This window comes from Novosphingobium sp. GW835-FHT14H07 (assembly GCF_058793515.1).
In genome coordinates, this window is sequence record NZ_JBXAFX010000005.1 from 137,424 (window position 1) to 158,664 (window position 21,241).

Annotated in this window: 23 protein-coding genes; 13 read left to right on the forward strand and 10 right to left on the reverse strand. The window is 64.3% G+C overall.

Annotation, left to right across the window (positions count from 1 at the left end):
* Window positions 1-768, reverse strand: a complete 768-nt coding sequence (locus AC1Q5P_RS06925; RefSeq protein ID WP_236727106.1) for an Mrp/NBP35 family ATP-binding protein — start codon at window positions 766-768, stop codon at window positions 1-3.
* Window positions 769-1,129: 361 nt separating this feature from the next.
* Between AC1Q5P_RS06925 and hflK the strand changes: the two genes are divergently transcribed.
* The 3 genes from hflK (at window position 1,130) to AC1Q5P_RS06940 (ending at window position 4,751) form a co-directional block, all read left to right on the forward strand.
* Window positions 1,130-2,245 carry a protease modulator HflK gene (gene hflK, locus AC1Q5P_RS06930; protein WP_039333728.1) on the forward strand — a complete coding sequence of 372 codons (1,116 nt, stop codon included), beginning with the start codon at window positions 1,130-1,132 and terminating at the stop codon, window positions 2,243-2,245.
* 1 nt (window position 2,246) lies between these two features.
* Window positions 2,247-3,098 carry a protease modulator HflC gene (gene hflC / locus AC1Q5P_RS06935; RefSeq protein WP_039333500.1) on the forward strand — a complete coding sequence of 284 codons (852 nt, stop codon included), beginning with the start codon at window positions 2,247-2,249 and terminating at the stop codon, window positions 3,096-3,098.
* Between the two features lie 126 nt (window positions 3,099-3,224).
* Window positions 3,225-4,751, forward strand: a complete 1,527-nt coding sequence (locus tag AC1Q5P_RS06940; RefSeq protein ID WP_492518546.1) for a Do family serine endopeptidase — start codon at window positions 3,225-3,227, stop codon at window positions 4,749-4,751.
* 68 nt (window positions 4,752-4,819) lie between these two features.
* Here AC1Q5P_RS06940 and AC1Q5P_RS06945 read toward each other — a convergent pair whose 3' ends face one another.
* Both AC1Q5P_RS06945 and AC1Q5P_RS06950 read right to left on the reverse strand, forming a co-directional pair.
* The gene (locus tag AC1Q5P_RS06945; protein WP_492518547.1) at window positions 4,820-5,380 is read right to left on the reverse strand and encodes a YqgE/AlgH family protein; all 561 of its coding nucleotides are present in this window, start codon (window positions 5,378-5,380) and stop codon (window positions 4,820-4,822) included.
* A gap of 58 nt (window positions 5,381-5,438) precedes the next feature.
* Window positions 5,439-8,183 (reverse strand): [protein-PII] uridylyltransferase, encoded by a 2,745-nt coding sequence (locus AC1Q5P_RS06950; RefSeq protein ID WP_492518548.1) that lies wholly within the window; start codon window positions 8,181-8,183, stop codon window positions 5,439-5,441.
* 193 nt (window positions 8,184-8,376) lie between these two features.
* On the opposite strand from AC1Q5P_RS06950, the gene AC1Q5P_RS06955 reads away from it, so the two are divergent.
* On the forward strand, window positions 8,377-9,378 hold the full coding sequence (locus AC1Q5P_RS06955) for a DUF3047 domain-containing protein (RefSeq protein WP_492518549.1): 1,002 nt from the start codon (window positions 8,377-8,379) through the stop codon (window positions 9,376-9,378).
* Here AC1Q5P_RS06955 and AC1Q5P_RS06960 read toward each other — a convergent pair.
* Window positions 9,375-9,782 (reverse strand): GNAT family acetyltransferase, encoded by a 408-nt coding sequence (locus tag AC1Q5P_RS06960; RefSeq protein ID WP_407668275.1) that lies wholly within the window; start codon window positions 9,780-9,782, stop codon window positions 9,375-9,377. The two genes, AC1Q5P_RS06955 and AC1Q5P_RS06960, sit on opposite strands and share 4 nt — an antisense overlap.
* Window positions 9,779-11,353, reverse strand: coding sequence for a glutamine-hydrolyzing GMP synthase (gene guaA, locus AC1Q5P_RS06965; RefSeq protein WP_492518550.1), 1,575 nt, complete (start codon window positions 11,351-11,353; stop codon window positions 9,779-9,781). The genes AC1Q5P_RS06960 and guaA overlap by 4 nt, the downstream gene beginning before the upstream one ends.
* Window positions 11,354-11,510: 157 nt before the next feature.
* Between guaA and AC1Q5P_RS06970 the strand changes: the two genes are divergently transcribed.
* The 6 genes from AC1Q5P_RS06970 (at window position 11,511) to AC1Q5P_RS06995 (ending at window position 14,875) form a co-directional block, all read left to right on the forward strand.
* Window positions 11,511-11,648, forward strand: a complete 138-nt coding sequence (locus AC1Q5P_RS06970; RefSeq protein WP_156135743.1) for a hypothetical protein — start codon at window positions 11,511-11,513, stop codon at window positions 11,646-11,648.
* A 135-nt stretch (window positions 11,649-11,783) separates the two neighbouring features.
* Window positions 11,784-12,629, forward strand: a complete 846-nt coding sequence (gluQRS, locus tag AC1Q5P_RS06975) for a tRNA glutamyl-Q(34) synthetase GluQRS (protein ID WP_492518551.1) — start codon at window positions 11,784-11,786, stop codon at window positions 12,627-12,629.
* Window positions 12,626-12,856, forward strand: a complete 231-nt coding sequence (locus AC1Q5P_RS06980) for an HIG1 domain-containing protein (protein WP_039333487.1) — start codon at window positions 12,626-12,628, stop codon at window positions 12,854-12,856. Before gluQRS ends, AC1Q5P_RS06980 begins: the two co-directional genes overlap by 4 nt.
* A gap of 18 nt (window positions 12,857-12,874) precedes the next feature.
* Window positions 12,875-13,441 (forward strand): cob(I)yrinic acid a,c-diamide adenosyltransferase, encoded by a 567-nt coding sequence (locus tag AC1Q5P_RS06985; protein ID WP_492518552.1) that lies wholly within the window; start codon window positions 12,875-12,877, stop codon window positions 13,439-13,441.
* 90 nt (window positions 13,442-13,531) lie between these two features.
* Window positions 13,532-14,401, forward strand: coding sequence for a 3-hydroxyacyl-CoA dehydrogenase NAD-binding domain-containing protein (locus AC1Q5P_RS06990; RefSeq protein WP_492518589.1), 870 nt, complete (start codon window positions 13,532-13,534; stop codon window positions 14,399-14,401).
* 150 nt (window positions 14,402-14,551) lie between these two features.
* Entirely contained in the window at window positions 14,552-14,875 is a 324-nt protein-coding gene (locus tag AC1Q5P_RS06995; RefSeq protein ID WP_062345379.1) for a hypothetical protein, read from the forward strand.
* 8 nt (window positions 14,876-14,883) lie between these two features.
* Here AC1Q5P_RS06995 and AC1Q5P_RS07000 read toward each other — a convergent pair whose 3' ends face one another.
* The gene (locus tag AC1Q5P_RS07000) at window positions 14,884-15,234 is read right to left on the reverse strand and encodes a hypothetical protein (protein WP_492477043.1); all 351 of its coding nucleotides are present in this window, start codon (window positions 15,232-15,234) and stop codon (window positions 14,884-14,886) included.
* A gap of 111 nt (window positions 15,235-15,345) precedes the next feature.
* On the opposite strand from AC1Q5P_RS07000, the gene AC1Q5P_RS07005 reads away from it, so the two are divergent.
* Both AC1Q5P_RS07005 and AC1Q5P_RS07010 read left to right on the forward strand, forming a co-directional pair.
* Window positions 15,346-15,693, forward strand: coding sequence for a DMT family protein (locus tag AC1Q5P_RS07005; RefSeq protein ID WP_039333480.1), 348 nt, complete (start codon window positions 15,346-15,348; stop codon window positions 15,691-15,693).
* Between the two features lie 325 nt (window positions 15,694-16,018).
* Window positions 16,019-16,477 carry a thermonuclease family protein gene (locus AC1Q5P_RS07010; RefSeq protein ID WP_062780469.1) on the forward strand — a complete coding sequence of 153 codons (459 nt, stop codon included), beginning with the start codon at window positions 16,019-16,021 and terminating at the stop codon, window positions 16,475-16,477.
* A 56-nt stretch (window positions 16,478-16,533) separates the two neighbouring features.
* Here the strand turns inward: AC1Q5P_RS07010 and AC1Q5P_RS07015 are convergent, their stop codons facing one another.
* Window positions 16,534-17,169 carry a TetR/AcrR family transcriptional regulator gene (locus tag AC1Q5P_RS07015; protein ID WP_062345449.1) on the reverse strand — a complete coding sequence of 212 codons (636 nt, stop codon included), beginning with the start codon at window positions 17,167-17,169 and terminating at the stop codon, window positions 16,534-16,536.
* A 184-nt stretch (window positions 17,170-17,353) separates the two neighbouring features.
* On the opposite strand from AC1Q5P_RS07015, the gene AC1Q5P_RS07020 reads away from it, so the two are divergent.
* Window positions 17,354-19,102 (forward strand): bifunctional metallophosphatase/5'-nucleotidase, encoded by a 1,749-nt coding sequence (locus AC1Q5P_RS07020; protein ID WP_492518553.1) that lies wholly within the window; start codon window positions 17,354-17,356, stop codon window positions 19,100-19,102.
* Between the two features lie 278 nt (window positions 19,103-19,380).
* Here AC1Q5P_RS07020 and AC1Q5P_RS07025 read toward each other — a convergent pair whose 3' ends face one another.
* The 3 genes from AC1Q5P_RS07025 to AC1Q5P_RS07035 are packed head-to-tail and all read right to left on the reverse strand — an operon-like array spanning window position 19,381 to window position 21,209.
* On the reverse strand, window positions 19,381-19,776 hold the full coding sequence (locus AC1Q5P_RS07025) for a hypothetical protein (protein WP_156452091.1): 396 nt from the start codon (window positions 19,774-19,776) through the stop codon (window positions 19,381-19,383).
* Between the two features lie 19 nt (window positions 19,777-19,795).
* On the reverse strand, window positions 19,796-20,605 hold the full coding sequence (locus AC1Q5P_RS07030; protein ID WP_492518554.1) for a DUF1295 domain-containing protein: 810 nt from the start codon (window positions 20,603-20,605) through the stop codon (window positions 19,796-19,798).
* Window positions 20,598-21,209, reverse strand: a complete 612-nt coding sequence (locus AC1Q5P_RS07035; protein ID WP_039333475.1) for a lysophospholipid acyltransferase family protein — start codon at window positions 21,207-21,209, stop codon at window positions 20,598-20,600. The genes AC1Q5P_RS07030 and AC1Q5P_RS07035 overlap by 8 nt, the downstream gene beginning before the upstream one ends.
* Between the last annotated feature and the right edge of the window lie 32 nt (window positions 21,210-21,241).

A 21,241-nucleotide genomic window follows, 5' to 3' on the forward strand; every position in this document is an offset into this window, starting at 1 on the left:
TCAGCGCTTCCCGTCGAGCCAGGCGAGGACCGAGCGCGCGATCGACAGGAATGCCTCGGCCTGCGGGCTGTCACCTGCGGCAGGGGGATTGCCTGCATCGCTCTCGCGCCGGATCGCCATATCGAGCGGGACGCGACCGAGAAACGGCAGGCCCATCGTCTTTGCTGCCGCTTCTGCTCCGCCCACGCCGAACGGATCGCTCTCTTCGCCGCAATGGGGGCAAATGTAGCCGGCCATGTTCTCGACCATGCCGATGATCGGGACCTTGCCCTGCTCGAACAGGCCGATCGCGCGGGTCGCATCCATCAGCGCCAGGTCCTGCGGGGTAGAGACGATCACCGCACCGGCCGGCTTATGCTTCGAAAGCATGGTCAGTTGCACGTCACCAGTGCCCGGCGGCAGGTCGACGACGATGATCTCCACCTCGCCCCAGTGCGCGTCGATCAGCTGGCCCAGCGCATTGCCCGCCATCGGCCCGCGCCAAGCGATTGCTTGCCCCGGCTGCACCAGATGTCCCATCGACAGCATCGGCACGCCATAGGGCGAGGGGATCGGATGGATCTTGTTGTCCTCGGCCTCCGGCTTGCGTCCCTCGGTCAGCAGCAGGCGCGGCTGCGATGGGCCATAGATATCGGCATCGACCAGACCGACCTTGCGCCCGAGCCGGTGCAAGGCGACCGCCAGATTGGCCGACAGCGTCGACTTGCCCACGCCCCCCTTGCCCGATCCCACCGCGATGATCACGCGCGACTTGCGCTCTGCCGTCATGCCAAGGCGCAAATCGCCAACGCCCGCTTTGCGCGCCGCGTCGCGCACCGCCATTTCCAGCTTGTCGCGATCGAGCCGCTCCAGCCCGCCGACTTCAAGCATGACAGTTGCAGTATCGTCCGCCACTTTCACCGTCTGCAGGCGGTCCCCTGCCACTTCCCCGAGCGCATTGCGCAGTGCCTGTTCGTCGATGCTCACGCCATTTCCCGTGTTCCGCTCCATCCCGGAGCTGTTCGTTCGGCCCTAGCAGATGAATTTTCGGGAATGGACACTGTTTTTCACGAGCAGGGTTCCTATAACCTAAGTCATGACAGACTTGGGCGGAATGATCGCGCGCTTTGGCCGGGAGACGGGCCTTTTCATGACAGGCAAGAAAAGCCCCTGGGGTTCGGGCGGCGGCAACGACGCGCCCACATCGAGCGCCGGGTCCTCCGGTGACGCTCCTGACACCACACCACCGCCGGCGGCGCCGGGTGCCGAAGGCCCGCGCAATCCCTGGCTCCCGCCGCAATCCGGCGATGGTCCGAAGGACAGCGGACGGCGTGGCCCGAACATCGAAGACATCTTCCGCAACCGCAAGGGTGGCGGCAACGGTGGCGGCGGCCGTGGCCCCAACATCCCGCGCCTGCCGCAGCGCCCCGATGGCAAGTCGTGGGCTCCGGTCGTGGTCGGCCTCATCGTGCTGGCATTCCTCGGCACCTCGATGGTCCACCTGATCGCCCCGCAGGAAAAGGGCGTGGTCACCACTTTCGGTTCCTATTCGCGCACGCTGGATTCCGGGACTGCGGTCACGCTTCCCTGGCCGATCCAGTCGGTCAAGGTCGAGGACGTGACCTCGATCCGCCGCGAATCGATCCCCGAGGGCGATGGCGAGAAGCTGATGCTCACCGCCGACCAGAACCTGGTTGACCTCACCTATCTCGTCCGCTGGAACATCAAGGACCTGAAGCTCTACATGTTCCAGCTGGCCGACCCTGACCAGACCGTGCGCGAAGTGGCCGAGGCCGCGATGCGCCAGTCCATCGCCGAGGTTAACCTCAACGACGTGATGGGCTCGGGCCGCGCGCAGATCGAACTCAACGTGCGCGAGCGCATGCAGCGCGTGCTCGATGCCTATCGCTCGGGGGTCGTCATCCAGGGCGTCGACATCAAGAAGACCGATCCGCCGGCCAAGGTCGTCGATGCCTTCAAAGAAGTGCTCGCCGCCCAGCAGGACGCGCAGAGCGAGATCAACCGGGCGCAAGCCTGGGCGCAACAGCTCACCGCCCGCGCTGGCGGTGAAGCGACCGCGTTCGACAAGGTCTACGAGCAGTACAAACTCGCCCCCGAAGTCACCCGTCGCCGCATGTACTACGAAACAATGGAGCGTGTGCTGAGCCAGACCGACAAGGTGATCGTCGAGACGCCCAATACCCAGGCCTACCTGCCTCTGCCCGAAATGAAGCGCAGCCAGAAGCCGCAGGAAGGGGGTCAGTAAGATGAGCGCGATCCAGACCTTTTGGGCCGAACGCAAGGCCGTCGTCATCGCCGCAGGCGTTGCCCTGCTGGCGGCCGCCAGCTGCCTTACCGTGGTCGATGAGAAAACGCAGGCGGTGATCATCCGCCTCGGCCAGCCCAACCGCGTGGTCAACAGGTTCGAACCCAAGACCGATTTCGGCCAGACCGGCGCGGGTATCGTCCTGCGGATTCCGTTCATGGAAAAGGTGGTCAATGTCGACAAGCGGATCCTTGATCTCGACATGGAGCGCCAGCAGGTGCTCTCGGCCGACCAGCGCCGCCTCGAAGTGGACGCGTTTGCCCGCTTCCGCATCATCGATCCGGTGCGCATGGTACAGACCGCCGGGACGACCGAACGCGTCGCCGAACAGCTCCAGCCGATCCTCAACTCCGCCTTGCGTCAGGAACTGGGCAAGCGCACGTTCGGCTCGCTGCTCACTGCCGACCGTGGCCGCGCGATGGAGCAGATCCGCGAGGGGCTCGACCGCGAGGCGCGCGAGTATGGCGCACAGGTGATCGACGTGCGCATCAAGCGGGCTGACCTTCCAGAAGGCACCCCGCTCGAATCCGCGTTCACCCGGATGGCCACCGCGCGCCAGCAGGAAGCCGCCACGATCCGCGCGCAAGGCCAGAAGCAGGCGCAGATCATACGCGCCACCGCCGAGGCAACCGCTGCCAAGACCTATGCCGATGCCTTCAACAAGGACCCGGCATTCTACGATTTCTACCGTGCAATGCAGAGCTACGACGCAACTTTCGCGCAGAAGGGATCAAGCACCTCCATCGTGCTTTCGCCCGACAACGAGTACCTCAAGCAGTTTAAGGGCAAGTAATCCCCAAGCTGAACGGTACGGAACATCGTCATTCAAAGTCCGTTCATCGCAAGGGGGGTGAATCGACTTTGGCACAAGTCAGCCGCGCCGCCCCCGGCGCATGATAGACAAAGAGGACCAGGCCACGTGCGATACGCTTATGGTGTGACTTCGGCGCTGCTGCTCGCAGGCAGCGCACTGACCCTGGTGACAGGCTTCCCGGCAGGCGCGCAAGTCGCGCAGAACGACCAGTCGGAAATGCGCAGCGTCGTTCCCCGCGCTGGCGCGCCGTCGAGCTTTGCCGACCTCACGCAGCAACTCCAGCCGGCGGTGGTGAACATCTCCACTCGCCAGCGCGTGAAGGTGCAGAACAACAACCCGTTTGCCGGAACGCCCTTTGGCGACCTGTTCGGTGGCGGTCAGGGTGGCCCGCAGACGCGAGAAGCCCAGTCGCTGGGCTCGGGCTTCATCATTTCGGCCGATGGCTACGTGGTGACTAACAACCACGTCATCACCGCAGATGGGCAGGGCGAAGTCGAATCGATCACCGTGACCACTCCCGACGGTACTGAATACCCCGCCAAGCTGATCGGCAAGGATGCCGCATCGGACCTCGCCGTGCTCAAGATCAGCCGGCCGACGCCCTTCCCCTTCGTCAAGTTCGGCGATTCGCGAAAGGCGCGCGTGGGTGACTGGGTGATCGCCATCGGCAATCCCTTCGGCCTCGGCGGCACCGTCACGCAGGGCATTATCTCGGCGGTCTATCGCAACACCGGTTCGGGCTCGGCCTATGACCGCTATCTGCAGACCGATGCCTCGATCAACCGGGGCAACTCGGGTGGCCCGATGTTCGACATGGCCGGCAACGTCATCGGCATCAACAACGCCATCTTCTCGCCCACCGGCGGATCGGTCGGCATCGGCTTTGCCATTCCGGCAGAGATCGCCGCGCCCATCGTCGACAAGCTGCGCGCAGGCCAGGCAATCGATCGAGGCTATCTCGGCGTGCGTATCCAGCCACTGTCGGAAGACCTTGCAGCCTCGCTCGGTCTGCCGAAGAACCGTGGCGAGTTCATTCAGGCGGTAGAGCCAGGCCAAGCTGCTGCCAAGGCTGGCATGCAGGCCGGTGACGTGGTGGTGAAGGTCGATGGGAAGGACGTTACGCCTGACCAAACCCTGTCGTTCATTGTCGCCAACACCACCCCCGGCAAGCGTATCCCGATCGAACTGCTCCGCAATGGGCAGCGCCTGACCATCCAGACCGTGGTCGGCAAGCGCCCGACCGAGGAAGAACTCGCCCAGCAGAGCTTCGACCCCGACGCGCAGGAAGATGGCGGCTTCGGCGGCAAGCAGCAGCAGCAGAGCGGAAGCGTCCTGCAGTCCTCGCTTGGCGTAGCGGCAATTCCGCTCACGCCGCAGATCGCCCGCCAGTTGGGCGCGGGAGAGGACGCAAAGGGCGTGGTCATCACAGCCGTCGATGCGTCATCCGATGCCGGAGCCAAGGGCCTGCAGCGCGGCGACATCGTGCTTTCGGCAAACTACGTCAACGTCGCCTCGATTGCGGATCTCGAACGTATCGTCCGCCAAGCCAAGACCGAAGGCCGCGAAGCCGTGCTCCTTCGCATCCAGCGCCGTGGCGCGCCGGCGCAATACGTGCCCGTGCGCGTGCGCTGATCGCAGTCAGAGGCAAGAATCGGAAGAGCCGCTCCAGCGATGGGGCGGCTCTTTTGTTTGGCCGGAGTTCAGGCGCTGCCGGTCTGCGCCACGAGGTGCGAAGGATCGATGCCCTCGCGCTTCCACGCCTGCTGCCAGCGCCGCCCGGTCGGCGTCTCGAACAGGATCTCCGGGCGCCCTTGCGCCGCGTACCAGCCATGGCGCCGCATTTCGCCTTCGAGCTGCCCTGCACCCCATCCGGCGTAGCCCAAGGCCACAAGATAGCGGCTCGGCCCGCGCCCTTCAGCAATCGCACGCAGCACATCCATCGAAGCCGACAGGTCGCACAGCGAATTGACCGTGACGCTGCCCTCGCCGCCCCAGTCGTTCGAATGCAGCACGAAGCCGCGCGCCGTCTCTACCGGGCCGCCGTTGAGAATGGGCACATCGGGCGCGACGCCGGGATCGATGTCAACGTCTTCCAGCAGCCCGTGCAAGGTGATCCCGTCGCGCACATGGCCGATGCCGATCCCCAGCGCCCCGTGCTCGTCATGCACGCACATCGCCACCACGGCATGATCGAATCGCGCATCGCCCATGCCCGGCATGGCCAGCAGCAGACGTCCGGAAAGATATTCGGCTTCACTCATCCCTGATGACATAGGGACGCGGCTTGGCGATTGCGAGTGCGGTCATCGCCTCAGGCAATCACGCCGCCGCCTTGACCTTGCGATCCTCGGCCGCTTCGAGCAGTCGCTTCTCGACGGTCTTCATCCGGCTCTCGCTGTCGATCTTCTCGCCCAGCACGTCGGTAACGTAGAACGTGTCGACCGCGCGTTCGCCATAGGTGGCGATGTGTGCCGAATGGACCACCAGCCGCGCCTCGAAAAGCGCGCGGGCAAGCTGGTTGAGCAGCGCCGGGCGATCCCGCGCGCCCACCTCGATCACGGTGAAGCGGTTCGAGGCCTTGTTATCGAAGATCACGATCGGGCGCACGTCAAACGCATCCGCACGTGGCCGCGCCAGCGGACGTGCGGCCAGTTGTGGCACCAGCTTCACCCGGTTGGCCAGCGCATCGGCAATCGCATTCTTCAGCCGCGCGATCTGGCTGGCTTCGTTGAGCGGGCGGCCCAAGGGGTCCTGCACGAGGAAATTGTCGACCGCAGTGCCGTTCCGGGCGGTGTGGATGCGCGCATCGATGATGTTGCCACCGGCAAGGTGGATGCCCCCGGCGATGCGGTAGAACAGGCCGGGGTGGTCCGCCGCCAGCACCGTGACTAGCGTGGCCCCGCGTGCCGGATACCAGTGCGCCTCCACCGAAAGCGGCTCACCCAGCGCGGTGTCCATCTGCTGGAGGTTGAGCGCGATGATGTCTTCCGGCTCGGCAATCCAGTATGCATCGCCAAGCTGCTTGCCGACCGTCCCGATCAGCGCATCGCGCTCGCGCAGGATCGTGGCGACTGCCTTCTTCTTGGCGGCGATGCGTTCGGCACGGCCATGGGTCTTGTGGCCCAGCCGCAGCATTTCCTCTGCCGAAACGAACAGGTCGCCCAGCAGCTGCCGCTTCCACGAATTCCACACGCCCGGCCCCACCGCACGAATGTCGACCACGGTCAGGATCAGCAGCAGGCGCAGGCGCTCCTGGCTCTGCACCGTGTTCACGAAATCGGCGATGGTCTTGTAATCGGCCAGATCGCGCTTGAACGCCGTTGCGCTCATCAAGAGGTGCCAGCGCACCAGCCAGGCCACCGCTTCGGTCTCGGCAGCCGACAGGCCGAGGCGTGGGCACAGCTTCATCGCCACTTCCGCGCCAAGCACCGAATGGTCACCCTGACGGCCCTTGGCGATGTCGTGCAGCAGCGTTGCGACATAGAGCACGCGGCGCGAGGCGACCTTGCTGACCACTTCGCTGGCCAGCGGGTGATCGTCCTTGACCTCACCCTTCTCGATGCGCGCCAGCAGGCCGATCGCGCGGATGGTATGCTCGTCGACCGTGTAGTGATGATACATGTCGAACTGCATCTGCGCGACGACCCGGCCGAAGTCGGGCACAAAACGGCCGAACACGCCCGCCTCGTTCATCCAGCGCAGCACTGTTTCGGGATCGTTGCGGCTGGTCAGCGTCTCCATGAACAGCGCATTGGCGCGCGGATCCTTGCGCAGCGCGGCGTCGATCAGGCCCGAATCCCGCCGGGCGATGCGCATGGTTTCCGGATGGATCTCGACCTGTTCCGATGCAGCACAGGAAAACAGCTCCAGCAGCCTGACCGGATCTTCCTGGAAGGTCGTGTCGGATGGCGCGGCCAGCTTGCCCGCCTCGATCACGAACGGCCCCACCTTCTTGCGACGGCGGCTGCGCAAGGCGGCGAGGAAGCCGCGCTTTTCCTTGGCGAACTGCCCGTCAAGCTCTGCCAGGAACACCCCGGTCAACGAGCCGACCTGTTTCGCCTGCAGGAAGAAGTACTGCATGAACCGCTCGACCGCGCTCTTGCCGGGGCGATCGGCGAAATTCATGCGGGTGGCGACTTCGCGCTGCAGGTCGAAGGTCAGCCGGTCTTCCGCACGCCTGGTGATGGTGTGCAGATGGCATCGCACCGCCCAGAAGAAGTTCTCGGCACGGCGGAAGGCGCGATATTCCTCTGCCGTGAGCAGGCCGACGTCGACCAGCTCCGAGGCGTCGCGCACCTTGTGGATGTACTTGCCGATCCAGTAGAGCGTGTGCAGGTCGCGCAGACCGCCCTTGCCCTCCTTCACGTTGGGTTCGACGACATAGCGGCTGTCGCCCAGCCGCTTGTGCCGGTCGTTCCGCTCCTGCAGTTTCTCGGCGACGAACTGCTTTTCGGTGCCATTGACGACTTCCGCCCAGAAACGGGCCGACGCGCTGTCGAAAAGGTCACGATCACCCCAGACATAGCGCCCTTCGAGCAGCGCGGTGCGGATGGTCAGGTCACTCTTGGCCATGCGCACGACCTCGTCGAGCGAGCGGCTGGAATGGCCGACCTTGAGGCCTAGGTCCCACAGGAAATAGAGCAGCGCCTCTATCACCTGCTCGCACCACGATGTCGGCTTGATCGGCGTGACGAACGCGATGTCGACGTCCGAATGCGGCGCCATTTCTCCGCGCCCGTAGCCGCCAACCGCGATCACCGCGATACGCTCGCCCATCGAGCGATTGCTCGCGCGATAGATGCGCCCGACGACATGGTCGTAGATGATGCGGACCAGCTGATCGACAAGGAAGGCCTGCGCCTGCGCGCTTTCCGTGCCCGAGGAAGGCTTGGCTTCCAGCCTGCGGGCGATCTCGGCGCGGCCGTCTTCCAGCGCGGTACGCAGCAGCTCCACCACGGCCTGCCGCGATTTCTCGCCCTTCTCGGCGAACGCCGCCGCGATGGCATCGGCAAGCTGCCGACGGTCAATGATGGCGCGCTGGTTGGCAATCCGGGGAAGCATCATAAGCAAAGCTCTATCGCGCAATTCCCCGATGCGTAAGCCGATAAACGGGGCATTCCCGGCTCAAGCTATCAAAGAAGTATGGCCAACTGGCCCAGCCAGCGTGCTGAAGGTCGGGCGTATTGTTCCAAGGCAGGGATTGTCCACTTCGGAAAAAGGTCCACACTCCTGGCCAAGGCAAGAGGGGATTGGAGCAATGGGCGAGACCAAGCGATCACTTCTGGCGAGAAGCGCAACCTTTCTCGCCTTCTTGAGGCAGCAGCGCCGCAATTCCGCCGCCCGCAGATCGACCCTGGGCGGTCCCGACCCTTCGGCCACCATCCTGCTCGATGGCTCTGAACAACGATGGACGCCAAGTGGCTACAGCTTTGTCATGGGCGAACATTTCCAGGTGATCGCCACCGGCCATCAATGGCTCTCCAAGCCGCTGGGGCTTGTGGTCGAACCGCGCTCGACGGTTTACATGCGCATCGGCGACGGCCCCGTGCGCAAGCTGATATCCCACGACGCGGTCTACGCCGCATGGAGCACCGGCGAACTGTCGTTCCTGACAAAGGGACTGTCCGAGTTCGCTGACACGAGTGGCGGGCTTTTGCCCGGGAAGCGGCCGCGCCAGGCCCCCGGCGTCGGACTGCGGGTCATCCCATCGAACGAGAAGGCGACGGCTACGGGCCAGCCCGCAGGGTGGGAGTACCTATGGCGCATCGGCGATGGGCGCATCTACATGGGCGATCCGGATGACATCACGGTCTCGACCGAGGGTGACGTGGGTATTCTTCAGAGAGAAGTCGGCATCCCCCTGACGGGCCAAACGGAACTGAGCTGGGAATGGCTTGTGGAGCAACTTCCTTCGTCCCTGCCGGAAGACCTCGCATTCACCCACGATTACCTGAGCATAGCCGTGGAGTTCGATAATGGGCGGGATCTCACGTATATGTGGAGCGCGGGCCTGCCTGAAGGGCACGTCTTCCGATGCCCGCTCGGCTGGTGGTGTGAACGAGAAACGCACTGGACCTTGCGCAGCGGGTCGCAAGGCTTGGGTCATTGGCATCGGGAACGACGGCGCGTCGCTGAAGACTATGCGGCGGCGTTGGGCGGGGCAATGCCGAAGCGGATCGTGCGTGTCTGGCTGATAGCCAACAGTGTGTTCCAGCGGAGCGCAGGGAGGGCGCGCTTCCGGCAGATAAGGCTCCGCTAGATGCGCCTGCCGATAACTACGACGTCCTGCAGCTCGTAACCCAAGGTGTCATAGAAGCCGCGCGCGGCGCTGTTATCGCCGCGCACCATGAGTTGGATCTTCGGGCTATCAAGCGCCTTTAGCCAGTCCTCTGCGGCGCCTATCAGCGCGCGGCCGATGCCTTGCCCGCGGCGGTCTGGCGCGGTGGCGAGGTAATAGACCCAGCCGCGATGACCGTCGAAGCCGACCATCACGCTGCCGCCTAATTCTGCCCCGGTTTCGGCCAGCAGTATCGTCGATGTCGGCGTCGCCATGGCAAGGTCAAAGTCGGCGCCGGGGTCGTTCCACGGCCGTGTAAGCCCCGCAACCTCCCACAGCGCGACCGTGGCTTCACGGTCCGCCGCAGTGGCTGCGCGGACGCTCACTCCCACTCGATCGTGCCCGGCGGCTTGCTGGTGTAGTCATAGACGACGCGGTTGATGCCCTTGACCTCGTTGACGATGCGGGTCGCCACGCGCGACAGGAAGCCGGCGTCGAACGGGTAAATGTCGGCGGTCATGCCATCGGTGCTGGTCACGGCGCGCAGGGCGCAGACGCTGTCGTAGGTGCGGAAATCGCCCATGACACCCACGGTCTTGACCGGGAGCAGCACGGCGAAGGCCTGCCAGATCGCATCGTAGAGCCCGGCGTTGCGGATTTCCTCGAGATAGATCGCGTCGGCCTTGCGCAGGATGTCGCAGCGTTCGCGCGTGACCTCGCCGGGAATGCGGATGGCGAGGCCCGGACCCGGGAAGGGGTGCCGGCCGACGAAGATCTCGGGCAGGCCCAGTTCGCGTCCCAGCGCGCGCACTTCGTCCTTGAACAGTTCGCGAAGCGGCTCGACCAGCTTCATGTTCATGCGTTCTGGCAGGCCGCCGACATTGTGGTGGCTCTTGATCGTCACCGAAGGGCCGCCGGTGAAAGAGACCGATTCGATCACGTCGGGGTAAAGCGTGCCTTGCGCCAGGAAGTCGGCGCCCCCGACCTGCCTGGCCTCGGCCTCGAACACGTCGATGAAGGTCTTGCCGATGAACTTGCGCTTGGCTTCCGGATCGGTCACGCCGGCAAGGCCGCCAAGGAACAGCGCCGATACGTCCTTGTGGACCAGCGGGATGTTGTAGTGGTTGCGGAAGAGCGACACGACCTGCTCGGCCTCGCCCATGCGCATCAGGCCATGGTCAACAAAGACGCAGGTCAGCTGGTCGCCGATGGCTTCGTGGATCAGGACTGCGGCCACCGCCGAATCGACACCGCCGGAAAGGCCGCAGATCACGCGGCTGCTTCCCACCTGCTCGCGGATTTCGGCGATCTTGGTCTTGCGGAACTCCGCCATGGTCCAATCGCCGGTGCAGCCGCAGACGTGGCGCACGAAGTTGGCGATCAGCTTGCCCCCGTCGGGCGTGTGGACCACTTCGGGGTGGAACTGGGTACCGTAGTACTTCTTCTCGTCGTTGGCGATGACCGCGAAGGGCGCGCCATCGGATACCGCGACGATGCGGAAGCCCGGAGCGAACTGGGTCACCTTGTCGCCGTGGCTCATCCACACCTGGTGACGTTCGCCTTCCTTCCACAGCCCGTCGAACAGGACGCAGGGTTCGGTCACCGTCAGGAACGCACGGCCGAACTCGCCCGAATCGCCCGGCTCGACCTTGCCGCCAAGCTGATGGCTCATCACCTGCTGGCCGTAGCAGATGCCGAGGATCGGCAGGCCGCTGTCGAACAGCACTTGCGGAGCGCGAGGGGATCCATCGGCGGGCACGCTGGCCGGCGATCCCGAGAGGATGATGCCCTTGGGCTTCATCCGGTGGAACGCGGCCTCGGCCTGCGTGAACGGTGCGATTTCGGAATAGACCCCCGCTTCGCGCACGCGGCGGGCGATAAGCTGCGTTACCTGGCTGCCGAAGTCGACGATCAGGACGGACTCTGGCAGGATCGATTCTGAAGGCTGGATGCTCATGGCTGGCCGATAGTGGCAGCGGGCTTTTCTGTCCAGATGGCGGGCGAAATGTGACAGTTGCGTTACATGCAACTGCAAGTGCCCTGTTCGCACTTGCAGCATACGTCATTCGGCGTATTTGGGCCGCAGTTCCGATGCTTCCAGCCCACCCTGCCGGATGAACACGAACTGGGAGGATGTCCTGCAAGGTGATCTCAACAGGAGGAACACCATGCGCGCCATCACGGCTTTTGCATTCCCGATCATCCTCGCTGCTGGCCTCAGCAGCCTGATGTGGACTGCCACGCTCGCCTGAGCAGGCAGGGAAATGCGATAAACGACAAAAGCGGCTGCCCCGGCGGGGCAGACGTTTTGTTTATCCAGCGCACCTTCTGCCAGCGCCCTTTCTGACAGACTTCCGGCCTCCGTCGCACCGCGCTAGGCTCGGGCCATGACAGTCACCCGCTTTGCCCCCAGTCCCAACGGACCGCTCCATCTCGGGCATGCGTTTTCCGCAATCGTCGCTCATGACCGAGCCATTCGCGATCAAGGCGAGTTCCTTTTGCGCATCGAGGACATCGACGGCGCCCGCTCGCGCCCCGAACTTGCCGCAGAGTTCCGCGAAGACCTCAACTGGTTGCGGCTGAGTTACCGGGAAGTTGCTCCCCAGTCCTCGAGAGTTGGAGATTATCGCACCGCCGCCAACGAGCTGCGCGCGATGGGCATTCTGTACCCGTGCACCTGCACTCGCGCCGAGGTTGCCGCCGCCGCCGTGGCGCATGGGCCTGACGGTCCGCTCTACCCCGGCACCTGCCTGCGCCGCGGGCCTACGCCCGGCCCGCAAGTCGCATGGCGGCTGGACATGGAGCAGGCTACGCTGCTCGCGGGCGAACTCGAGTGGACTGACGAGCGCCACGGCGTTCAGATCGCCACGCCTGAAATCTTCGGCGATGTGATCCTGTGGCGCAAGGATGCGCCGGCCAGCTACCACCTTGCCGCAACGCTTGACGATGCAACCGACGGCGTGACGCACGTGACGCGAGGCATGGACCTTTTCCGTGCGACCCACATCCACCGCCTGCTCCAGCATCTGCTCGGCCTGCCGGTGCCGGTGTGGCATCATCATCCCTTGCTGGTGGAGGCCGATGGGCGCAAGCTGGCGAAGCGCCGCGACGCCCCGGCCCTGGCGGACCGGCGGCGGGCGGGCGAGGACGGGCGCGCCGTCGCAGCCGAGGTCCGCGCTACCCTATTTGACACTGGTATTTCGCTGTCCGACGCCATAGATCAGTGTCCATGAACTACGTCCTGATCCCGCTGATCATCATCTTCGTCGCGCTGACGGTCGTCTCGCTCGTGCGCGGGATCATCGCCTTCCTGAACAGCACCAAGGAAGATCTCAACCGCGATCCCGCCTCGGGCGCGACGGCAAACCAGTTGCTGCAGAACAAGATGATGTTCAATCGCATCAAGTTTCAGGGACTCGCCGTGGTTACGGTCGCCATCCTGCTCGCCTTCTCGCGCTGAGGCGCGCACACCACAGCAATGGTCAAGCTCAACAAGATCTACACGCGCACCGGTGATGACGGCACCACCGGCCTTGTCGACGGTTCCCGCCGCGCCAAGCACGATGTCCGCATGCAGGCCATCGGCGAGGTGGACGAGGCCAACAGCCTGATCGGCCTTGCCGCAGTCGTCGCGTCGGAAACCACGGCGCGGAACCTGCAGCGCATCCAGAACGACCTGTTCGATCTGGGCGCGGATCTTGCCACGCCCGGCGATGACTTCACCCCTTCCGAGATGGTCCTGCGCGTGGTAGAGAGCCAGGTCGCGTGGCTGGAGACGGCGATGGATACGCTGAACGAAGGCTTGCCGCCGCTGACCAGCTTCATCCTGCCCGGTGGATCGGAAGCCGCCGCGCGAATTCACGTCGCCCGCGCTACCGTGCGCCGGGCAGAGCGTAGCGCGGTCGCACTGGCCGATGCAGAGCCGGTAAACCCGCAGGCGCTCGCCTATCTCAACCGGCTTTCGGACTATCTGTTCGTGCTGGCTCGGGCGACGAATGCGGGCAGCGACCCGCTGTGGGTTCCTGGCGCCTCGCGCCAACCCTGAACGCGCCTCGCGCTAGCATCAGGTGGACTAACGTCCCGCCGCTCGCTAACCGCCATTCCCGCATTTCATTCAGAGCGGGACATCCTCATGATCAAGACGGTTGCAGTGATCGGTGCGGGCCAGATGGGTTCAGGCATCGCCCAGGTATCGGCGCAGGCGGGGCTCAAGGTCCTGCTCGGCGACGTGTCGATCGAACTGGCTGACAAGGCCAGGGACAAGATCGCCAAGGGCCTCTCCAAGCTGGTCGAGAAGGGCAAGGTCGATGCCGCCCTCGCTGCAACGACCGTCGCCAACCTGCACACCTTCTCTGATCACGCCGCCCTCGCTGAAGCCGACCTGGTGATCGAAGCGGCGACCGAGCGCGAGGACATCAAGCACAAGATCTTCGAATCCGCTGGAAAGCACCTTGCTGCCCATGCAATCATGGCGTCGAACACCTCGTCGATCCCGATCACGCGCATGGCAGTATCCTCGCCGGATCCGGAGCGCTTCATCGGAATCCACTTCTTCAATCCCGTACCGCTGATGAAGCTGGTGGAGGTCATCCCTGGCCTTGCCACTTCGGTTTCCACAATCGAGGCGGTGCGTGATTACGTGGCGAACATCGGCAAGGAAATCGTGCTCTCGCAGGACGAGCCGGGCTTCATCGTCAACCGCATATTCGTGCCGTTCATCAACGAGGCGGCCTTCGTGCTGGGCAGCGGCACGGGTTCGGTCGTCGACATCGACAAGGGCGTCAAGCTTGGCCTCAACCATCCGATGGGCCCGCTGGAGCTGGCGGACTTCATTGGCCTCGACACGCTGCTCGAGATCATGAAGATCTACCTCGCCTCGACCGGCGACCCGAAGTACCGCCCGGCGCCATTGCTGCAGAAGTACGTCGAGGCAGGCTGGCTCGGCCGCAAAAGCGGGCGCGGCTTCTACGACTATTCCGGCGAAGTGCCGGTCCCCACGCGCTAGAGCGTTTTCGAACCAGATGGAATCATCTGGTGACTCGGAAAACGCGGCAAAACAAGAATCCAGAGCGATCCGTACGATGCAATCGGAACGGATCGCTCTGAGGAACAGGCAGGCGATCAGGGCGTAGTCTTCGGCAAAGGAGATACGCCCATGATCGACGACAAGACGCCAGCGCCCGAAGCGGTGAATACCGAGCAGGAAGACGGCGATGCCCAGGCGCAGACCGTTGCCGACGAGGCTCTTTCCCGGGCGACCAGCGTGCTGGGCGAGCAGGATCTGGGCGAGAAGGTAACCGGCCAGGGGCTTGGTGGTGACGACGCCGACGTACCCGACCTCGTTGACCACATGAAGCAGATGGTCAGCTCCGGCCGGATCGACATGAGCGCCTATCGCGGCGAGCGCAACGACGACGATGAGGCAGGGATCTACGGCGAGGGCGTGCCCGAAGACGATGAGACTCCGCGCGGAGCCTGAAGCCGAAATCAGGGCGCGGGTTCACCCCGCCCTGCCGCGACCTCGTCGGCGGGCAAGTCGTGATCTGGATCTCCAGGCTCGACACCGTCAGGAAGCTGGCGAAGTTCGACCATCTTTCCGTCCAGTTCGACCTCGCCGATCAGTCGCCCTTTCCCCTCTGCCATCTCGCCTTCATCAGCCCACTTTTCAAAAGCGGACTGTCTTTGAAGCGCTGCGGCATTCTCGGCAGTGGCGATGTCTGCCTGTGCGGGAGCGCTTGCCTTGCTGCTGAGACCGCTGGCGATCAGCGCACCCACGACCAGCACGCTTCCGCCCAGCAGAAGTACGGCATAGCGATAAGTCGATCTGGCATCGGACATCGGCTACCTCTGGCATGTGGCTACGCATTATTGCGGGCTCAACCGTTAAGATTCGCACAACTTTCGCATTCCCTTCCCATCGGCCCCCTGCCCATCGGAATTTGCCGACCAATGACCACGATCGTCCTGCTTGTCCTGTCCAACCTGTTCATGACGATTGCCTGGTACTGGCACATCCAGGGCGGCCCCGCAGCTGTCGCCCAGCGACCGGTGCTTCTGGTCATCCTGATCAGCTGGGGCATTGCCTTGCTGGAATATTGCCTGGCCGTGCCGGCCAATCGCATCGGCGCATTGAGCGGATGGAGCGCCGGTCAGCTCAAGATCACGCAGGAGGCGATCGCGCTGATCGTGTTCGGGGTGTTCATGGTCGTGTTTCTGAAGGAGCCGCTGCACTGGCGGCACTTCGCCGCGTTCGCCTGCATCATGGCCGCCGTGGCGTTCCTGTTTGGCGGCAAATAGCGGGCGCTATTTCGCGTCCTTCGCCCAGGGATCGACGTGTGCGGGCCTTGCGCTCCCGGAAGAGTCGCGGTCCTCGGCAGCAGGCACCAGCGACCAGGTGAGAAGCAGGATCGAGCCTGCCCACCACAGCGCTTTCCAGCGGCTTGCAAATATCGTGGTGAGCCGTGGTCCGAACATGGAACGACTATGGCACGAGCCGGTTATCCAGTGGTTACCACTGAGAGAAATACCTGAGCTGGAAGCCCTGAGTCCCTCCCCTTAGCCTCATCACTGAGCGAAGGCATACGGAGGCGCGGGACGGAGCCGGACCTTCCAGAACCCGTCCATGCACAAGATCACAGTCCTCCTCGCCACGGCTCTCGGCCTCACGTCGCTTGCCGCATTGTCGCTCGCCGATAACGCCCTTGCCAGCGCGGCCCCGCCGGACACGGCGCAAGCCCGGTTCGAATTGTGCGCCCCGGGCCCGCGCGTGACCTGCGTCGTGGATGGCGACACCTTCTGGCTCAACGGCCTCAAGATCCGCATCGCGGACATCAACACGCCCGAAACTTCCCAGCCTGCATGCGTGGCGGAAGCCAGGCTCGGCATGCGGGCGACACACCGACTGGTCGAATTACTCAATGCCGGACCGTTCGAACTGGAAGTGCAGGGGCGCGGCACTGACCGCTATGGCCGCGCGCTGCGGGTCGTCACGCGAAACGGGCGCAGCCTCGGCGCAATTCTCGAGGCCGAAGGCCTCGCCGAACTTTGGAAGGGCCGGCGCAGCAGTTGGTGCGAGGCCTGATCCAAGCTACGGCTCCGGCAAACAGCCCGATAATCGGTCACGCCTGACCCGGAGTTTCAGGCCGCACGCAGGCCCGTCAGCGCCTTTGCACCGCGATCCTGGGCGGAAAGTCCGTCGAACACCGCGTCGACGATGCGCGCCAGCTTGTCCTCGTTCAGGCGTTCCATGAACGTGGTCATGGTATTCAGCGCGCAGTAGGGGGCACACATCTGGTTGACGAGGCTGATCGTCTCATCGACTTCGAGCCCGGCAAAATGCCCGTCGCTCATCCCCTCGCCGATGATTTCGCCGAGGTAGTGATCGGCAAGGTCGATGTAGCTGCGGATCTGTTCGAAGTTCTCGTTCCCGACCTCGATGTAGGTCTGGAGCTTGGCCGGGTCGGCTTCCCACTTCTTCTTCATCACCAGAAAGCGCCGGGCGAAGAATTCGTACATCTTGCGGCGCGGCGGCAGGTCGCTCGCCAGAACGTCTTCCATGATGTCGACCATCGGCTTGAACCAGTGATCGGCAATCGCCTCCATCAGCTCTTCACGGCTTTCGAAATAGCGCGAGAGGTTGGCCTGGCTGATCCCGGCGCGTGCGGCAAGTTCCGAGAGGTTTAGCCCGGCCCCGCCACGTTCCTCGACCATGGATTGCGCCAGTTCGACAAGCCGGGCGCGCATGGCGTCTTGCTCTGCTGCGGATGGAGCCATGGTTCCCTGTGCGTCCTCAGTCTTGGGCCTCTTGCGCATTGTAGGGAGGCATGGCGCCCGAGACAATGGTTGCGCATACGAAGGCTGTTCGGCCTGCCCCACATAAACGGCCTTCAAAGCGCAACACCAATGGGCTAGGTCGCCCTCAACCGGTTGCACCCGTTACGATAAGGTCGCTTTCCCGATGCATCAGCGCGTTCGTCTTGTCCTGCCCTTTGCCCTGTCCGGACTTCTCGGCGCCTGTGTCGCGCCGATGGCGGGCGGCGGAGCCTCGGGGCCGGTCGAGGTCGGCATCGTCGGGATCAACGACTTTCACGGCAGCCTCGAACCACCGCGCCAGGCGGTGAATGTCGGCGATGGGAAGGGTGGCATCACGCCAGTCCCCGCAGGCGGCGCGGCGTGGCTGGCATCGGCAATCGATTCGATCCGGGCGAAGCATCCGCAGTCAATGACGGTTTCGGCCGGAGACATGATCTCGGCTTCGCAGCTCGCCTCCTCGCTCTATCTGGACGAGCCCACGATCGGCGTGATGAACCGCATCGGCGTGGACTTCAACGCGGTTGGCAATCACGAATTCGACCGCGGCCAGCAGGAACTGCAGCGCATGCAGAATGGAGGTTGCGAGAAGTTCACCGCAAAGGTGCCCTGCGCACTCGAGAAATTCACCGGCGCAACCTTCAAGTACCTCGCCGCCAGCACGAAGCGCGCCGATGGCTCGACGCTGTTTCCGGCAACCGGGCTCAAGACCTTCGGCTCGGGCAACCAGGCGGTGACCGTGGGCGTGATCGGGTTGACGCTGAAGGGCACGCCCAATCTGGTGACCCCGACCGGCATCCAGGGCCTGACCTTCGAGGATGAGGCTGACACGATCAACGCCGCCGTGCCGCAACTGAAGGCGCAAGGGGCGGACGCCATCGTCGTGCTGATCCACGAAGGCGGGCGGACCAAGGGCGATCCGAACCCGCAAGGCTGCAATGATTTCGCCGGAGACATCCGCCCGATCCTCGACCGGCTGGATAGCCGCGTGGACGTGGTCGTCTCGGGCCATACGCACTGGGCCTACGTCTGTGATTACGCGCAGCTCAATCCGGCCAAGCCGTTCCTGCTGACCAGCGCGGGCGTCTATGGCGAACTCGTCACCGACATCACGCTGCAGATCGATCCGGTGGCAGGGCGCGTGGTTTCGAAGCGGGCCGAAAACGTGATCGTGCAGTCGGTGCCCTACACCTCGACGCGCGGGCCGCTCGGCAACACGCCGCTGTTCCCGCAATTCCAGCCGAGGGCCGACATCGCGCAATACGTGGCGAAATACGTCGAGGCATCGAAGGAATACACCCAGCGCCCGATCGGCAGGATTGATCGCGCAGCGCCGAAGAACGAGGGCGCAGAAGGCGGCGCGGGCGGTCCACTGGGCAACCTCATCGCCGACGCGCAACTCGGTGCGACGCGGGACAAGGGCGCTGAGATCGCCTTCATGAACCCCTTCGGCATCCGCGCCCCGCTGGTCCCTGCGGCGGACGGCACGCTGACCTTCGGCGACATCTACCTGTGCCAGCCCTTCGGCAACAACGTGGTGACCGAGAGCATGACCGGCGCGCAGATCAAGGCCGTGCTGGAAGAGGGGCTGGACGATACCGGGCCGAAACAAGCGCTGGCGCCGTCCGTGGGTTTCGAGTTCCGCTATGACCCGGCGCGGCCTTCAGGGAACCGCATCGTGACGATCACGCTCGACGGCAAGCCGCTGGACATGGCGAAGACCTACCGCGTGACGGTGAATGGCTTCCTCGGGATGGGCGGCGATGGCTTTTCGGGCTTCGTCGGTAAGCCCGATACGGTCACCGGCCCGACCGACATCGATGCGCTGGAAGGCTGGATCAAGGCCGTGCCCGTGCGCACGGTGCCGCAGGAGGTGCGGGCTGGGGTGGTGAGGTAACCGCCGTACCCGCTCCAACCTCCGTCACCCCGGCGCAGGCCGGGGCCCATGACCTGTCAACGTTGCGAAACCTCGCTGTCAGCAAGGCCGGACCTAACCGGAATGGACCCCGGCCTGCGCCGGGGCGACGGTTGGGGAGTGGCGAAAGAGCGAGGCAGTCGAATAGCCTGTTCCTCATTGATGCCCGACGTCTGTCTTCCGTCATCCTGAACTTGTTTCAGGATCCATTTCGCCGATCAAGCCGCCGCTCGTGCTGAAAGATGGACCCTGAAACAAGTTCAGGGTGACGGGAGCGGCCTCTCAATGGTCCAGCCCGATCCTTCCCAGACGGTACCCGGAACGACTTGATAGTACTCTTCGGCCTTAACGAATTCCCCGATCCCGGTGCCCTTTCTCAGGAGACACTCATAGTCCTTTTTCCCGAGGCGGTTCGTTGGAATATGCACGCTGTAGTCATGCGGGCCAGTATCGAGATCAAAACGCCCCAAACACGTTCCAACTGTCTCAATCAGTTCAGTTTTCAGTTCATCACTCAGGTTTGCTCCTCGTATCACCAACTCTTCCGGTTGGTTGAAATAGAACCTGTCGATCACCTGCGCAGAAAGCATTGTGAGGGCTGAAGCAAACGCGCCGGTCGCCACCCAGAACAGTCTGCGCTCGAAAAGCTTGCTCACCCAGCGTGGTTTGCTCATTTCACCCCCGCTTCGGCCACCAAGGCACAAACCCCGAAGTCCGCTCCACGTACTCCCGATACCCCGGCCGCCGCTCTTCCATGCCCTTTTCCAGCAGCGGCTTGCCCGACCACTTCGTCAGGGTGAACGTCAGAAACACCGGCCCGATCACGCTTGCCAGCGCGACCCACAGGCCGGCGTCGGCGGCGGCGAGCCAGATGCCCCACCAGACGCAGGCGTCGCCGAAGTAGTTGGGGTGGCGGGTGTAGCGCCACAGGCCGGTCTGGAGCACGCGGCCCTTGTTGGCGGGATCGGCGCGGAAGGCGCGCAGTTGCGCATCGCCCACCGCCTCGAACACGATGCCGACCAGCCACAGTACGGCCCCGGCCAAGGCGAGCGCGCCCAGCGGTGCAGGCCTCGCGCTGGCGAGCACGCCGAGTTGTGCGGGCAGGCAGGTGATGAACAGCAGCAGCACCTGCGGGGCGAAGACGAACTTCAGCGCAGCCGAGGCGAAATTGCCTTGCGCCTTGGCCTTGCCCAGCATCTTGGCATAGCGCGCGTCTTCCCCATGGCCGCGCCAGCGGGTGTAGAGGTGCCACGCCAATCGCGCCGCCCAGATCACCGCCATCGCCGCAATCAGGCTCGCCCGCGCGCCGGGGCCACCGCTAACGTGCAGCCACGAGGCCATCGCCAGAACGCCCATGCCCCCGCCCCACACCGCGTCGATAAAGCTGACGTCGCCGATGCGCACCGCCACGCGCCACAGCAAGCCCATGCCGACCACGAGGATCACCACGTTCATCAACAGGGCGTGGAGCAGCGCATCAGGCATCGGTAACCTCCGGCGGTTCGGTCAGCCCACGGCCGGGATGCTTCGGCGTGACCTTGCGGTAGACGTCGAAGATCTTGCGCATGTCGGCCTCGTAATCGCCAGATGGCCAGATGGCCGGGCCAAGTCCGCCGGTCTTGGTGCCATAGTCCATCATGCCCACGACCATCGGCACCTTCGCCTTCAGGGCGATGTGATAGAAGCCACTGCGCCACTGGCCGACTGCGCTGCGCGTGCCTTCGGGCGCGATGGTCAGCATGAAGCGGTCGCGGCGCGCAAACTCGGCGACCATGGCGTCGACGACGTTCTTGCGGGCCGAACGATCAATCGAAACCCCGCCCATGTCGCGCATGAAGCCGCCCAAGGGCCAGCGGAACAGGCTGTCCTTGGCCATGAAATGGGGCTTGAGGCCCAAGTCCTCGGTCAGCCCGATGAAGTAGAGGAAGTCCCAGTTGGAGGTATGCGGTGCGGCAATGATCACGCAGCGCCCATCCTCGGGCGGCGCGCCTACGGCCTTCCACCCCTGGCTACGGTAAAACCACACCAACAGCTTTCGCACCACGCGCGACAGCAGGCTGGGCCTGCGGTCCTCGATTGCCCCGTCCATCGTCTTCTCCCCGCCGGGAGACTAGCGCGGGA

Excerpts from the sequence above, each read along its gene's own strand:
- hflK (WP_039333728.1), top strand. The coding sequence starts at position 1,130 with ATGACAGGCAAGAAAAGCCCCTGGGGTTCGGGCGGCGGCAACGACGCG.
- guaA (WP_492518550.1), bottom strand. The coding sequence starts at position 11,353 with ATGAGCATCCAGCCTTCAGAATCGATCCTGCCAGAGTCCGTCCTGATC.
- AC1Q5P_RS06980 (WP_039333487.1), top strand. The coding sequence starts at position 12,626 with ATGAACTACGTCCTGATCCCGCTGATCATCATCTTCGTCGCGCTGACG.
- AC1Q5P_RS06970 (WP_156135743.1), top strand. The coding sequence starts at position 11,511 with ATGAACACGAACTGGGAGGATGTCCTGCAAGGTGATCTCAACAGGAGG.
- AC1Q5P_RS07010 (WP_062780469.1), top strand. The coding sequence starts at position 16,019 with ATGCACAAGATCACAGTCCTCCTCGCCACGGCTCTCGGCCTCACGTCG.
- AC1Q5P_RS07005 (WP_039333480.1), top strand. The coding sequence starts at position 15,346 with ATGACCACGATCGTCCTGCTTGTCCTGTCCAACCTGTTCATGACGATT.
- AC1Q5P_RS06950 (WP_492518548.1), bottom strand. The coding sequence starts at position 8,183 with ATGATGCTTCCCCGGATTGCCAACCAGCGCGCCATCATTGACCGTCGG.
- AC1Q5P_RS06995 (WP_062345379.1), top strand. The coding sequence starts at position 14,552 with ATGATCGACGACAAGACGCCAGCGCCCGAAGCGGTGAATACCGAGCAG.
- AC1Q5P_RS06945 (WP_492518547.1), bottom strand. The coding sequence starts at position 5,380 with ATGAGTGAAGCCGAATATCTTTCCGGACGTCTGCTGCTGGCCATGCCG.
- hflC (WP_039333500.1), top strand. The coding sequence starts at position 2,247 with ATGAGCGCGATCCAGACCTTTTGGGCCGAACGCAAGGCCGTCGTCATC.
- AC1Q5P_RS07035 (WP_039333475.1), bottom strand. The coding sequence starts at position 21,209 with ATGGACGGGGCAATCGAGGACCGCAGGCCCAGCCTGCTGTCGCGCGTG.
- AC1Q5P_RS06925 (WP_236727106.1), bottom strand. The coding sequence starts at position 768 with ATGACGGCAGAGCGCAAGTCGCGCGTGATCATCGCGGTGGGATCGGGC.
- AC1Q5P_RS07020 (WP_492518553.1), top strand. The coding sequence starts at position 17,354 with ATGCATCAGCGCGTTCGTCTTGTCCTGCCCTTTGCCCTGTCCGGACTT.
- gluQRS (WP_492518551.1), top strand. The coding sequence starts at position 11,784 with ATGACAGTCACCCGCTTTGCCCCCAGTCCCAACGGACCGCTCCATCTC.
- AC1Q5P_RS07015 (WP_062345449.1), bottom strand. The coding sequence starts at position 17,169 with ATGGCTCCATCCGCAGCAGAGCAAGACGCCATGCGCGCCCGGCTTGTC.
- AC1Q5P_RS07000 (WP_492477043.1), bottom strand. The coding sequence starts at position 15,234 with ATGTCCGATGCCAGATCGACTTATCGCTATGCCGTACTTCTGCTGGGC.
- AC1Q5P_RS06985 (WP_492518552.1), top strand. The coding sequence starts at position 12,875 with ATGGTCAAGCTCAACAAGATCTACACGCGCACCGGTGATGACGGCACC.
- AC1Q5P_RS06955 (WP_492518549.1), top strand. The coding sequence starts at position 8,377 with ATGGGCGAGACCAAGCGATCACTTCTGGCGAGAAGCGCAACCTTTCTC.
- AC1Q5P_RS07030 (WP_492518554.1), bottom strand. The coding sequence starts at position 20,605 with ATGCCTGATGCGCTGCTCCACGCCCTGTTGATGAACGTGGTGATCCTC.